The sequence below is a fragment of the Nostoc sp. NMS2 genome, assembly GCF_017115105.1.
Taxonomy (GTDB): domain Bacteria; phylum Cyanobacteriota; class Cyanobacteriia; order Cyanobacteriales; family Nostocaceae; genus Nostoc.
The window spans coordinates 26,764-41,593 of sequence record NZ_JABXKH010000067.1 but is presented as its reverse complement, the minus strand read 5'-3'; the positions used below and the strand labels follow the sequence as shown (position 1 = coordinate 41,593).

At 41.2% G+C, this 14,830-nt stretch carries 12 protein-coding genes; all 12 read left to right on the top strand.

The genetic code is table 11. The features are described from left to right. Positions 1-33 precede the first annotated feature (33 nt). The 12 genes from HWQ36_RS13730 (at position 34) to HWQ36_RS13675 (ending at position 14,709) form a co-directional block, all read left to right on the top strand. A complete protein-coding gene (locus tag HWQ36_RS13730; RefSeq protein ID WP_292703408.1) occupies positions 34-543 on the top strand; it encodes a gluconokinase in 510 nt (169 codons plus the stop codon). 137 nt (positions 544-680) lie between these two features. Next, positions 681-1,004 carry a DUF1815 family protein gene (locus tag HWQ36_RS13725; RefSeq protein ID WP_292703405.1) on the top strand — a complete coding sequence of 108 codons (324 nt, stop codon included), beginning with the start codon at positions 681-683 and terminating at the stop codon, positions 1,002-1,004. Positions 1,005-1,367: 363 nt separating this feature from the next. After that, a complete protein-coding gene (locus tag HWQ36_RS13720) occupies positions 1,368-1,529 on the top strand; it encodes a hypothetical protein (protein ID WP_292698506.1) in 162 nt (53 codons plus the stop codon). 153 nt (positions 1,530-1,682) lie between these two features. Continuing rightward, a complete protein-coding gene (locus HWQ36_RS13715; RefSeq protein ID WP_292703401.1) occupies positions 1,683-2,579 on the top strand; it encodes an inositol oxygenase family protein in 897 nt (298 codons plus the stop codon). Positions 2,580-3,304: 725 nt separating this feature from the next. Beyond that, positions 3,305-4,309 carry an ABC transporter substrate-binding protein gene (locus HWQ36_RS13710; RefSeq protein WP_292703398.1) on the top strand — a complete coding sequence of 335 codons (1,005 nt, stop codon included), beginning with the start codon at positions 3,305-3,307 and terminating at the stop codon, positions 4,307-4,309. Between the two features lie 139 nt (positions 4,310-4,448). Next, positions 4,449-5,495, top strand: coding sequence for an ABC transporter substrate-binding protein (locus HWQ36_RS13705; protein ID WP_292703395.1), 1,047 nt, complete (start codon positions 4,449-4,451; stop codon positions 5,493-5,495). Positions 5,496-6,044: 549 nt separating this feature from the next. Further along, entirely contained in the window at positions 6,045-7,601 is a 1,557-nt protein-coding gene (locus HWQ36_RS13700; protein ID WP_292703392.1) for a sugar ABC transporter ATP-binding protein, read from the top strand. Then, positions 7,598-8,596 carry a ribose ABC transporter permease gene (locus HWQ36_RS13695; RefSeq protein ID WP_292703389.1) on the top strand — a complete coding sequence of 333 codons (999 nt, stop codon included), beginning with the start codon at positions 7,598-7,600 and terminating at the stop codon, positions 8,594-8,596. Before HWQ36_RS13700 ends, HWQ36_RS13695 begins: the two co-directional genes overlap by 4 nt. A gap of 273 nt (positions 8,597-8,869) precedes the next feature. Further along, a complete protein-coding gene (locus HWQ36_RS13690; RefSeq protein WP_292703387.1) occupies positions 8,870-10,270 on the top strand; it encodes a sugar porter family MFS transporter in 1,401 nt (466 codons plus the stop codon). Between the two features lie 337 nt (positions 10,271-10,607). Then, positions 10,608-11,651 (top strand): Gfo/Idh/MocA family oxidoreductase, encoded by a 1,044-nt coding sequence (locus tag HWQ36_RS13685; protein ID WP_292703384.1) that lies wholly within the window; start codon positions 10,608-10,610, stop codon positions 11,649-11,651. A gap of 104 nt (positions 11,652-11,755) precedes the next feature. Beyond that, on the top strand, positions 11,756-13,348 hold the full coding sequence (locus HWQ36_RS13680; protein ID WP_292703381.1) for an iron uptake porin: 1,593 nt from the start codon (positions 11,756-11,758) through the stop codon (positions 13,346-13,348). 800 nt (positions 13,349-14,148) lie between these two features. After that, positions 14,149-14,709: an HdeD family acid-resistance protein gene (locus HWQ36_RS13675; RefSeq protein ID WP_292703379.1), complete on the top strand. Its 561-nt coding sequence runs from the start codon at positions 14,149-14,151 to the stop codon at positions 14,707-14,709. Positions 14,710-14,830 lie beyond the last annotated feature (121 nt).

Below are 14,830 nucleotides of genomic sequence, written 5' to 3'. Positions count from 1 at the left end.
TGTTTGAATAACTTAACTTTTCTTCAGAAAAATATGATTATTATCGTCATGGGTGTATCGGGTTCTGGCAAAACTACCATAGGAAAACTGCTAGCAGACTCTTTAGGCTGGGAGTTTAGTGATGCTGATGCTTTCCATTCGCCAGAGAATGTTGAGAAAATGCGGCGTGGTATTGCGTTGAGTGAAGCTGACAGGATGCCTTGGTTGCAAGATTTGCAAACAGCCATAAAACACTGGCTGCAAGAAAATAAAAATGTCGTGCTGGCGTGTTCGGCTTTAAAAGACAGCTATCGGCAATTTTTGGTATTGGATAGCGATCGCAGCGCCAACACCAAGAGCGATCGCATCAAGCTAGTTTACCTGAAAGGCTCTTATGAGTTGATTCAAATACGCTTGCAAGAGCGTAGCAATCATTACATGAGCGAAAAACTTCTCAATAGCCAGTTTGATACTCTTGAGGAGCCATTAGACACCATATCTATGGATGTTGCACAACCACCCCAAATCATTGTCCAGAACATTAGAACCGCTTTGAGACTTTAGCTTATTGGTTAAAACCGTAAGATTAAGATTAATCACGTCTTTAAAAAAACATGAACTTTTGGCAACTAAATACGTCCCATGTAAGTCTAAAGAAGTTTTAAAAGGAACCATGTAACTGTAGTGGTAGGAGAAAATTAGTGTTTCTAAGATTAGCGCAACAACATCAAGAATTCGTCCAAGACTTGGTAATGAACCTACAAGCCTTGACAATTATTCTTGAACGGCGTGGGTATTCTGCCTCGTGTTATACGTGCGGCAACCAAATGAAGAGTGCTTCATTTATGGTTAGCCTGCGAGAAAAGCATCTGATTCGTTTTGTAGTCTCTGACTACGGGATTACTTGGATGGAATTATGGGACGATCGCGAATTAATGAAGTTAGAGGGTGCAGAAGCAGTAAAACAATTACAAGAGTTGGCTAATATTGTCAAGCATTCGCATACCATACAATTGACAAATTAAGAATCCTCTAGGTAAAACCGACAGAAAAATTAACATAGCATTTTACGCAGGTGTGTATAACGCTATTTATTGAAAAATCTACCCAGATCGCATAAGTACTTGGTCTTAAGTCTGCGCTCTACATTTCGTGTACTTTATCAATCTTTTGCCTAATCCCGATCCGAATAGATTGTAAAAAACACTTAACGAAGTATGTTGTACAGAGTTATGCAGATAGAAAAGAAACTTAACATACTCTTTTGCACACGTGTGCAAAAATAAATTATTGAAGAAAAATTCAGGAGTCAGAATTCAAAATCAATTAGCGCTCTTTTATGACTCTCGTGGGATAAAAATCATCCACCCTTATTTTTAAGGACTTTGATGAACTTAGGCGTAGGTTGGGTTGAGGAACGAAACCCAACACCAACAATCTCTGATTTTGTTGGGGTTTCACTAAAGTTCAAACGCCACTTGCTTCAAGCCGGGAAACCCGGACAACGCAGTGGCTCCCCAACCTACGAATATTTTATTTTTTCGGAGTAATAAAAGAGCGTTAGTCCGGGATTCAGTCCCGCGATGGTTACTGAGCGTAGCCGAAGTACTGAATTCTGTTCGATAATATTTTTTGCACACGTGTGCAAAAAATGGAGTCCCAAAGTCCGATTTAAAAAAATCAATATCGATAAGTAACAAGATATGTCTCAGATTTTAAAGAATTCCATCGAACAAGCTCAATACAATCCCTTACATTCGCTAGAAGAGTGGGAAGAAGACTTACTCAATCGCTATCCCAATCCAGACAGCATAGTTAAAGAAGGTAAAACCACCGAAGAGTATAGGAATTACGAAACGTCTACTAGAGATACGGTGAAAGAATTTTATCGGTTAAATCACATTAATCAAACATATAATTTTGTAATTGAGAAAGAAAAGAATTTTCTCAAGTTTGATAAAAAAGAAATGTCTGTTTGGGATGCGATTGAATTTTTGAATCAATTAGTAGATGATTCCGATCCTGATACAGACATGGATCAATTACAGCATTTATTGCAAACATCAGAAGCCATTCGCGCTGATGGTCATCCTGATTGGATGGTACTTACTGGTTTCTTTCACGATCTGGGGAAGGTGCTTTGTCTATTTGGTGAGCCTCAATGGGCTACTGTTGGTGATACTTATCCTGTGGGTTGTGCATTCTCTGATAAAATTGTTTTCTCGGAATTTTTCAAAGAAAATCCTGACTACAATAATCCCAATTACAACACTAAATATGGTATTTACGAGCCGAATTGTGGATTAAGTAATGTACATATTTCATGGGGACATGATGAGTATTTATATCAGATCATGAAAAACTATTTACCTGAACCTGCGTTGTATATGCTTCGCTATCATTCATTTTATCCTCAACACCGTGAAAACGCATATAACCATTTGATGGATAAACACGATACAGAAATGTTTAAATGGGTGAATTTATTCAATCCTTATGATTTGTATTCAAAAAACCCCACTCCTCCTGATTGGCAAAAACTAAGACCATACTATGAAGATTTAGTGGCTAAATATTTACCTGTGACGTTAAAGTTTTAAACTGATGATACTCGATAAGTGGCTATTGCTGTGCGCTAATAACGTCCCCTTTTTCTAGGAGATGTTAGCAGTCAATCAATTTTGGATTTGAGATTTTAGCTGAATATACCTAAAGATAGTTGCTCTAAAACTAGCTTTAAACTTAAAATCTTGAATCTTTCAACTCCATTACCCAAAATCTAAAATCTGTCATATTCTAAGCTGGATTATGAGGCTTGGATATATAAGTATTAGGTTTTTTGAATTATACCTAAGCTCAAAAATACTTAATATTTGTAAATGCTGAGATTTCAAGAGTTTCGATATAAAGTAAAGATTAAAAAGCTCTCTTTACTTTGTAAAGATCAATAAAGAAAAATTATTTTTGTGCTAATGAGGGATAAACTGAGAAAACAAGTATAAGTTTGCAATTTTAAGAATATCATTTCCTAGAGTTTTGCTGAAAAAGTAGTTTCATTGTAGGCACATTAAAAAAGTATTTTTACAACAAATTAATGTGATTCTCTGACGTAGAGTAGCCGTCAAGAAATTGCTTTAAAAATAAAGCATCTAGTTTAGTCAAATGAATATTAGCAACTCAAATCACGTCAGTTCACAAGACGTTTAATAAGAGTTGATATTGACAAAGCTAGCAGCGTCACTAAGTTAGGTCAGAATTTATTAGACCTAGTTAATATTCTGCTGGCCTTTATCAAAATTAAATCTGTTGTTAGAAATAGACGAATATGAAGAGAATTTTACTCATAGTTGGCATACTAGGTTTCACTGTTGTTAGCTGCACAAATAGCACTCCAAATGACAACTCTGCTACTAATGGTACTAATACTGCCACCAACACTAGTTTAGAGACTAAAGTTAATAGTCCAAATAGAAAATTGCAAACAATTGGTGTCGCTTTGGGAGATTTGGGAAACCCTTTCTATAATGCAGTGCAGAAGGGAGCGGAGACAGAAGCTAAGAAAATCGGGGGTAATATTAGAGTTAATGCGGTTTCTAGTGGTTTTGATCTGAACCAACAAAGCAACCAAATTGAAAATTTTACTGCCGCGAATACTGATTTAATTATCCTTAGTGCTGTTGATAAAAAAGGAGTTAAACCGGTAATCGATCAAGCAAGGCTTGCAGGTAAGGTTGTCATTGCACTAGATTCAGCCGTTGATGCAGACGTGGATGCAATGATTAGCTCTAACAATACCCAAGCTGGTGAGATTGCTTGTCAATATATTGCCGATCGCATCAAAGGTCAAGGTAGTGTAGTCATCCTCAATGGTACGCCGATGGATTCAATCAATCAACGAGTCGGTGGCTGTGAAAAGTCATTATCTAAATATCCTGGTATCAAACTCATCTCTAAAGACCAAAACGCTGAAGGGACAAGGGATGGGGGACTGAGAGTGATGAGTGATTTGCTCACAACCTTTCCCAAAATTGATGCCGTTTTTGCCACCAACGATCAAAGCGGCGTGGGTGCAGACTTAGCCGCTAGACAAGCAAAACGCAAAGAATTTTTTATTGTTGGGGTTGACGGTTCGCCAGATGCAACCAAAGCAATGGAAGACAAAGATGGTGTATTTGCTGCAACTGCGGCGCAAAATCCGGCAGGGATGGCCGAAAAAGCAGTTCAGATTGGCAACGATATCATCCAGGGTAAAAAACCTGAGTCACCTAACATTCTGATTCCAGTCAACTTGGTTACTAGAGAGAATCTTAGCAGGTACAAAGGCTGGTAAGAATAATTCGTAATTCGTAATACTTCGACTTCGCTCAGTACAAGTTCGTAATTCGTAATTACAACACGCAGAGAAAGGCTTGATGGACGAGGGTTACAATACTTGACCCTGTTTTTAGAGATTTAGGAGATATAGGAATATGAAAAAAATTGCGTTCACTTCTAGTGTTACGCTTCGCGTAATCGCAGCTAGCATACTAGGTTTCATCAGTGGTAGCGTTGTCGGCTGTACAAATGCTTCTCCCGATAACAATGCTACTAACAGTGATACAAAACCTGCTACAAATACTAGTGCTGAGACTAAAACTGCCACTGGGAATGGAAAATTACGATCGGTTGCCTTCACTGTTGGCGATTTAAGTAATCCTTTTTTCGTCCTTATGGGACAAGCAACTGAGGCGGAAGCAAAAAAAATTGGCGGTAAAGATGTCAATGTGACTGTAGTTTCCAGTGCCTATGACTTGAATCAACAATCCAATCAAATTGAAAATTTTACTGCTTCCAATACTGATATTATTATTGTCAATGCTGCTGATAAAAGCGGCATTAAACCAGCAATTGAAAAAGCTAAACTTGCAGGTAGAATTGTCATTGCGGTAGATACTGGTGCTGAAGGAGGTGTGGATGCCACCATCACTACTAATAATGTTCAAGCTGGAGAAGTTAGTTGCAAATATATTGCCGATCGCCTCAAAGGTAAAGGCAATGTAGTAATAGTTAATGGGCCGCCGGTAGACTCGGTGATTCAACGAGTTAGTGGCTGTGAGAGTGTACTGTCTAAATATCCCGATATCAAAATTCTCTCTAAAAACCAAAATGCAGAAGGTAGCCGGGATGGAGGACTGAGAGTTATGACTGATTTGCTCACAACCTTCCCGAAAATTGATGCTGTTTTTGCCATCAACGATCCGAGTGGAGTTGGTGCAGAACTAGCAGCAAACCAAGCACAACGTAAAGATTTCTTTATTGTCGGGGTTGATGGTGCGCCAGAAGCAATCACTGCGATCGCAGCTAAAGACAGTTTATATGCTGCAACCGCTACTCAAAATCCGCGAGGAATGGCCGAAAAAGCAGTTCAGGTTGGAAACGATATTTTAAATGGGAAGAAACCTAGTAATTCTACCATTTTGATTCCAGTTAAGCTGATTACAAAAGATAATGTCAGCACAGAAAAAGGCTGGAAATAATAATTGTAAATTTACAATTATTCAAAATAATGTCAATCTGAAGGGAGCATCCCAATTTTGCCAAAAGACACAGGATTGGTACAAAAACCCTGTACAAACCTCTTTCCTTGGCGTACTTGGCGTACTTGGCGGTTCGTTATTTCATTATTGGCCTAAGCCAAAATCCCGTATAAAAATAAACTTGCACATTTGGGATGCTCCCCAATCTGAATTGAGTCTTTTGATACATTGACATAGTTTTTGCACATAACCATCATGTATATATGTGCATCTGTAAAAAGTTCTGAATGTCACCTTCAGATATTCAGAACTTTCCAAGATAGCAACCAATATACTTGGGTTAAGGCTAAAACTCTGGTTCCAAAGTTAATTTTTTAACGAACCGCCAAGACGCAGAGAACGCGGAGAGAAGAAAGAGAGGCTTAACTGAACTGTATTGAGATAGCAACCAGTTTTAAAAACCTAATTTTCTCATAATTTTAATTTCACATCAGCGATGAATTTATAGCTTTCAATTAGACTTTTAAATTCTTTTTACAGGAGATGTTCATGACAACAAGTATTGAAACCTCATTTCCTGATGCACCTACCACCACCCCTGTATTAGAAATGCAAGGGATTACCAAACGATTTCATGGTGTATCTGCGCTCCAAAATGTTAATCTCACGATTTATCCAGGAGAAGTTCACGCCCTCATGGGTGAAAATGGAGCAGGTAAAAGTACATTGATGAAAATCCTGGCTGGGGCTTATATTGCCGATGAAGGAGAAATTCGGATCAATGGTCAACCCCTGAAAATTACCGATCCGGCGACAGCACGCAAGGCGGGGATTAATCTTATTTATCAAGAACTGAATGTTGCCCCGAATTTAACCGTTACCGAAAATATGTTTATGGGTAGCGAGTTGCGGCGAGGTCAGTTTTTAGACCGCAAAGCTATGCAACTGGAAGCAGAGCAAGTCTTAGAAAGCCTGGGAGCCAATTTTACAGCACAAACTATAGTTGGTACTTTATCGATCGCAGAACAGCAACAAGTCGAAATTGCCAGAGCGTTGAAAGACAAAAGCCGCGTTTTGGTGATGGATGAGCCAACAGCAGCACTTTCTGACCGCGAGAGTGACCATTTATTTGAGGTAATTCGCAAACTGCGGCGTGATGGCATTGCCATTATTTACATCAGCCATCGCATGGAAGAAATCTATGCCTTAGCTGACCGAATTAGCGTGTTGCGCGATGGTCAATATATTGGCAGTCTTACACGCAGTGAAATTTCTCCACAGCGATTGGTACAGATGATGGTCGGTCGCTCCATGCAAGACTTTTATGAACATCAACGGCAAATGAATCCTGGCCCCGTGGTACTGGAAGTCAGAAACATGAGTGATGCCCGCCAGAAGATTGAGCCGGCTAGTCTTAAAGTTCATGCCGGAGAAATTGTTGGTTTAGCCGGGTTGGTTGGTGCTGGACGTACAGAACTATCTCGGCTGATTTTTGGTGCTGACCGCAAAGCCAGTGGTGAAGTATTTTTAAACGGCAAAAAACTAGAAATTAATACCCCCAGTGATGCCATCGCTGCGGGAATTGGCTATGTCCCAGAAGACCGCAAAGACCAAGGTTTATTTCTGGAGATGAGCGCCCGTAAGAATATTGCCATCAACACACTTAAGCAAGATGCAAAGGGTGGAATTGTGAACTGGGCTTCAGTGAATCGGCTATCAACAGACGCGGTAGAAAACTTTAATATCCGTCTAGCCAATTTGGAAATTCGAGCATTGGATCTTTCTGGTGGGAATCAACAGAAGCTACTGCTAGCGCGTTGGCTAGCCATTAAACCCAGAGTCCTGATGTTAGATGAGCCGACACGCGGCGTAGATATCGGTGCCAAAAGCGAAATTTACCGAATTATGAGTGAATTAGCAGCACAAGGTGTTGCTATTTTAATGGTTTCCAGCGAACTATCAGAGATTGTTGGTATGAGCGATCGCGTCTTGGTGATGCGAGAAGGACAACTGGTAGGCGAACTGGACGGCAGTCTTGGCAAAGAAATCACCCAAGAAAAGATTATGCACTATGCAACAGGAGCATCGGAGGTATCAGCATTATGAGTCAGACAGTCAGACCGCCGACCAATAAATTAGCCAACAATCCCGCATCCCGCAACCGGAAATCAATTACCACTCTATTGGAAGTTGCGGGTATTCTGCCAATTTTAGTAATTATCTGCATCTTATTTGCATTCCTTTCTCCCAACTTCCTTACGGGCGGCAACATCGTTAATATCTTGCGTCAGGCATCAATCAATATTGTGCTGGCGACAGGAATGACCTTTGTAATTCTCACTGGAGGTATTGACCTATCAGTTGGGTCAATATTGGCTGTTTCTGCCGTAGTTGGACTGCTGGTATCCCTATTGCCGGCTTTAAGTTGGGCAGCTGTACCTGCTGCATTGCTGGCAGGATTGCTTTTAGGCTTAGTCAACGGCGCTCTCATCACCTTCTTGGATGTGCCACCTTTTATTGTGACGCTGGGTTCACTTACAGCCTTGCGGGGTGTGGCCTTTTTGATTGCCAAAGGGACAACGCTGATTAACCGAGACATCAATTTTGCTTGGGTGGGTAATAGTTACATCGGGCCTCTGCCGTGGCTAGTAATCATTGCGCTACTGACTGTAATAGCTAGCTGGTTTGTGCTGCGACAAACTGTTTTAGGAGTGCAGATATATGCCGTTGGTGGTAACGAACGGGCAGCCAGATTAACTGGGATTAAAGTTAATCGTGTCTTGCTATTTGTCTATGGTATTAGCGGATTACTGGCAGGCTTAGGAGGAATCATGAGCGCCAGCCGTCTATATAGTGCCAGTGGCATATTAGGTCAAGGTTATGAATTAGATGCGATCGCAGCTGTTATTCTAGGTGGAACCAGCTTTACAGGTGGTATTGGCACCATTGGCGGCACTCTTCTCGGTGCATTAATCATTGCTATTCTCAACAACGGTTTAACTCTGTTGAACCTATCTTACTTCTGGCAACTAGTCGTCAAAGGCCTAGTAATTATTTTGGCAGTAATGATTGACCGACTCCGCAGACGTTCTAGACGTTGAAGCATGAAAGGGAGGGGAGTGGGGAGTTGGGGGACACGGAGAATAAAGAACTAACTATAGTGCTTTTCTGTTGAGTGCAATACAGACCTAACCCCCAGCCCCTTCCCTTGTAGGGAAGGGGAGTAAGATTCAAAGCCTCTCTCCTTTTAGGAGAGAGGAATGGAAGTGAGGTCAAAGTGTATTGCTTCCATTCGAGAACCGCTATAATTCCCCATGCCCAATGCCCCATGCCCAATTCCCAATCCCCAATTCCCAATTCCCAATATATAAACTATGTCTTCTACTACTGTTCGTCGTAAATCCAGCACGTTTTATGTGATTTTGATTGCTGGTGCTGCTGCCCTCGGCGGCTTTCTGTTCGGTTTTGACACTGCTGTAATCAACGGTGCGGTTTTATCTTTAGCAAAAGCTTTTAACACCAGTAGTTGGCTGACAGGGCTGGGAGTGTCCCTAGCGTTACTGGGATCTGCCGCAGGAGCGTTCTTTGCCGGACAAATTGCAGACCGTTATGGTCGAATCAAGGCAATGGTGGTCGCTTCGGCGTTATTTACTATCAGTGCCATTGGCTCTGGGCTTGCCTTCACTATCTGGGATTTTATCTTTTGGCGAGTATTGGGTGGGATTGGAATCGGCGTTGCTAGCGTCATCGCCCCAGCTTACATTGCGGAATGTTCTCCCACTCATTTGCGAGGAAGATTAGGATCTCTGCAACAATTAGCGATCGTAGTGGGAATTTTCGTCGCCTTATTGAGCGACTACTTTATCGCTGTGTCAGCAGGTTCAGCAGACTTGCCGTTTTTGTTTGGGGTTGCAGCTTGGCGCTGGATGTTTTGGACAGCAGTTCCGCCAGCTGTATTTTATGGGATGGTGGCTTTAACAATACCTGAATCCCCTCGTTACTTAGTTGCCAAAGGACGCGAACCAGAAGCCGTTAACGTTCTGACCAAGATTTTGGGGGGTGATGTGCTGCCAAAAATTGAAGAAATTCGGCAGACAGTACTTCTTGAACGCCACCCTAAGTTTTCTGACCTGTTGAGTAGAAGTGGTGGACTTCTCCCAATTGTTTGGATAGGAATAGGCTTATCTGTATTACAGCAATTTGTTGGGATTAATGTAATTTTCTACTACAGCAGCGTTTTGTGGCGGGCAGTCGGGTTTTCCGAAAAAGATTCCCTAAGCATTACGGTGATTACAGCAGCAGTCAATATTATTACAACACTGATTGCGATCGCCTTCGTGGATAAATTTGGTCGCAAGCCCTTGCTAATAATAGGTTCAATTGGCATGACCTTTACCTTGGGAACGATGGCTTATGTTTTTGGCAACGCTCCTCTAGATGCTGCTGGAAACCCCGCCCTCGTTGGAAGTGCCGGCACTGTGGCTCTTATCGCAGCCAACCTCTATGTATTTTGTTTCGGTTTCTCTTGGGGCCCAGTGGTTTGGGTGCTGTTGGGAGAAATGTTTAATAACAAGATTCGAGCGGCTGCACTTTCAGTTGCGGCTGCAATCCAATGGGTTGCAAATTTCGTTATTTCCACGACATTTCCTCCCATACTGCAATATTTTGGTCTAGGTTCTGCCTATGGACTTTATACAATTGCGGCGGCTACCTCATTCTTTTTCATTCTCTTTTTTATTAAAGAAACCAAAGGAATCGAGTTAGAAGATATGTAATTCGTAATTCGTAATTCGTAATTCGTAATTCGTAGTCTCACCAAGCCTGATTTTGCTATAAGTATTATGACAGTTTGAGAGAGTTCGTAGTAAGCATTTTAGTGCTTAGATGAGGGCTAGAGCCACCCACTACCAATACAGTTCGGTTAAGGTTTTTTTGATGAAAATTTTAGATCGCAAAGACGCGAGAAATCGCCGTCAAAACGAAAGACAGATTATTGTAGAGACGGCGATTCATCGCGTCTCTTGCCTTAACCGAAAGTATTGCACCCACTACTTCTCAAAATTAATTTGGTGAACTAAATACAAGCTTTCGCTTCAGTCAATCAGTAAAAAGATGGAAACTCTCAATACGGCTCTTTGTTCTTATGGTTTGTCTGGTAGGGTATTTCATGCGCCGTTCATTGATTTGCATCCCGGTTTTCAATTAGCAGGCTCTTGGGAAAGAAGCAAAAAGCTGATACAGGAAGATTATCCAGGAGTAAAAAGCTATCATTCTTTGTCAGCATTGCTAGCCGACGACCGGGTAATGTTGGTGGTGGTAAATACACCAACTTATATACATTACGATTATACTAAACAGGCTTTGTTGGCAGACAAGCATGTAGTGGTAGAAAAAGCATTTACTACAACAGTGAAAGAAGCAGAACAACTGCATGAATTGGCATTAAAACAGGGAAAGAAATTATCTGTATATCAAAACCGCAGGTGGGATAGTGATTTTAAAACAGTCAAAAAAGTTATCCAAGAAGGTTTATTGGGTGATATTATTGAAGCCGAATTTCAATTTCAAAAATATAAACCAGCACTCAGTCACAAACAACACATAGAAATTCCAAGTCCAGGTGCAGGAATATTAAACAATTTAGGCCCGCACTTAATAGACCAAGCTGTGCATTTACTTGGGATGCCGGATGCTATTTTTGCAGACATCCGAATCACAAGGCAGCGATCGCAGGTAGATGATTATTTCGAGTTGATACTATACTACGACAAACTGCGCGTCAAGTTAAAAGCGGGTTTCCTTGTGCGTGAACCTGCACCTGCCTACATCATACATGGCACTAAAGGTTCTTTTCTCAAAAGCAGAGCCGATGCCCAAGAAGAGTATTTAGTAGCGGGTATCAAGCCTAATACACTTGATTGGTATACAGAGCCGGAAAGTGAATATGGCTTGCTGCATACAGAAAAAGACACAAAAGTAATTCGGGAAAAAGTAAAAAGCTCACAGGGCAGTTATTTAGGCTATTACGACGCGGTATATAAATCTATTGTTGATAATCAGCCAATTGCTGTTACTGCCGAAGACGGAATTAATGTAATGCGAATTATAGAAGCAGCTATTAAAAGCAGCAATGAGCAAAAAGTTATATTGCTTTAATTAACCTAAAACCTCAACTCAAAATATGTAACTTTAATGCTGATTAACTTGTAATCTCTTTAGTTACAAAGTCAGAATTCAACCATTTTCAAGTAAATAAGTCAATGTTAAAAGCTCTTTTTCATAGCTTTTTTATCTTATTTTTGGCAGTTCCAGCAGTTTGGGCAGCACCTCCAGAAGATGATAGAAATTTACAGGGACAAGTAAATTCTGTTTCTCAACTTTCCGACATCAAACCGAGCGATTGGGCATTCCAGGCACTGCAATCACTAGTCGAACGCTATGGCTGTATTGCAGGTTATCCTGATGCAACCTATCGTGGTAATCGGGTCTTGAGTCGTTATGAATTTGCAGCTGGTTTAAACGCCTGCTTAGACCGGGTAAATGAATTAATTGCTGTGGGTACTAATGATTTAGTCAAGAAAGAAGATTTGACAGTGCTGCAAAATTTGCAGACAGAGTTTGCCGCAGAATTGGCAACTCTGCGCGGGCGGGTAGATACCGTGGAAGCACGAACAGGAACACTAGAGAAGCAACAATTTTCCACCACTACTAAGTTGAATGCTCAAATTATTACCGCCATTAGTGATACCTTTGGTAATAGAGTCGGTGGACAAAGCGATGAATCTCGTCTCTATTTTGCAAACCGGGGTCGTCTCAACTTAGAAAGTAGCTTCACCGGCAAAGATTTATTGCGAGTCCGGCTAGAGTTTGGCAACTTTGCAAATTCCAGTGGTGCAAGTCAAATTGCCGCAGCCACAGGCACTGGCATGACACGCCTGAATTTCGACAATGACAGCAACAATACACTAATAATTCCCCACATCCGTTACTACTTCCCCGTTGGTGATTCCCTTTCTTTCGTTGTTGGCCCCGCAGGTATTGGTTACAACGACATCACAAATAACATCACTCCTGCCACGATCGCCGATGATGGTAATGGGATTCCCTCACTATTTGGCAAAAACAGCCCCCTCTTCGAGCGAGGTGGTGGTGGTGCAGCCGCTAACTGGAGTATCAGTAAAAACTTAATTCTCACCTTGGGTTATTTAGCAAATAGTCCAAACGTTCCATCAGCGCAAAATGGCTTATTTAATGGCGGCTACAATGCTCTAGCGCACCTAGCATATTACGGCGAACAAGGAGCTATTGGTGTCGCTTACTCTCATGGTTATAACCCTGCTAGCACTGTAGATATCAACGCCGGGAGAGGCAGTGCCCTTTCAAATGCTCCCTTTGGAAACAACATTGCTACTTCCAATAGTATTGTCGGTGTACAGGGATACTATCGCTTTTCTCAAAATTTCCAGGTTCACTCTTGGGGTGGATATGTCTGGGCAAATGCGAAGAACTCTGGTTTCAGCGATATTTCTAATGGTAGGGGTGGAACAGATTCTCTTTTTGTGAACAATGGCGATAATGCCAATGCTTGGTTTGGAGCGATTGGTATGTCGTTTCCCGATGTGGGCGGTAAAGGCAACCTGCCGGGAATTCTCTTTGGTATACCGCCGCGTGTCTCTAACAGTGATGTCCGTCAAGACCGAGACACCGCTTACCATATTGAAGCATTCTATCGCTACCGCCTGAACGATAATATCTCAGTAACTCCTGGTTTTTGGGTGATTCTCAACCCGGAAAATGATAGTAGAAATGATCCGCAGTATGTGGGTGTGCTTCGTACAACCTTCGATTTTTAATGTTAGTAAGTTGGCGCGAAAAACCCCCAAGTATGTTACGAAACATAAAGAGGCTTAAAACCCTTACTAATGACCAATACTTCGACTTACCTCGACTTCGCTCGGCACAAGTCGCTCAGTACAAGTGACAGAGGACAAATGACAGCCTTAGCCAGTTAGCTGTAATTGCGCCAACCTACTTAAATGGTTTAGTTGACTAATAGAGTGCTGAATACTCAGCACTCTATACTACTGAAACGAAATTTTGCTAGAGATTTATCCTCAATGCGTTAATCTCTCTTTCATCAGTCTGTAGAAAGAGTAATCAAGACTAAATCTTAATCGTTGCTATACTCGCTTTATCTCCAGGGAATGAGGAAGTTAAAACTTAAGCTACTGTAAACTTTTTACTTAATTCATAACTATATATTTCTCTCATCTTAGTCATAGTTTAAACATCCTTACTTACATTCAGAAGTGGGATTTAACAGGTTAATATAGCAGTCCTATTTGATTCGTGAAAAATATAGACAAGGAAACGAACCGCCAAGAACGCCAAGAACGCCAAGGACGCAAAGGGAAGAAAAAAGGAATAAATATATAATTTTCACAAATGATTTAGGACTGCTATTGTTAGGTTAAAACTAACTATATGCAATACAGTTATATATGTACAAAAGTCAATATTAATCACAAGACAATCATCGTACCTGTATAATTTTTTTTCATTAAATTTGCCTAAATGACTTAAGCTATTAAGTTATTTAGGCAAATAAAATTTATCAATAGAAGCGCAGTTTTAACGCATTTTGGAAACTGTTATGAATTCTGAAAACATCGGTCAAGAGAGACAAAATTTAGGATGGTTCATCGTTCTAGGCATTCTAATGATTGTGCTAGGTATGGCAGCGATCGCAGAACCATTCGTTGCCACTATTGCCATCACAATCGTAATCTCTTGGTTTTTATTGATCGCTGGTATTGTCCGAATTGTCCACGCATTGCAATCACGACGACAAAAAGGCTTCTGGCCAAAGCTTGTGGTTGGTATTCTATATGTACTTGCTGGGATTATGTTGATTGGCAACATCTTTGGCGCTGCCCTCTCCCTCACCTTAGCCTTGGGAATTGTCTTTTTGGCTGAGGGTGTATTTGAGGTAATTACAGCATTTCAAATACGTCCAGATCCAAATTGGGGTTGGACACTGTTTAGTGGCATGATGGCCATTATTCTGGGAATTTTAATTTTGTATAAATGGCCTTTCAGTGCAGCTTGGGTGCTGGGATTATTTGCAGGGATTAATTTTTTGTTGACGGGTGTTTGGATGATCGCGCTCTCACTGCCTAGCCGTCGCATTCCTAACCATCGAACAGGAATTTGAACTGAGGGTAGAGGAGAGGTGACAAGTAATCAGGAATATATTTTTTGTAACCTATACCCCAATACAGTTCAGTTAAGGAAATTTATCTGTTAAGGCAGGCAGGGGGAGCAGGGGAAGCAGG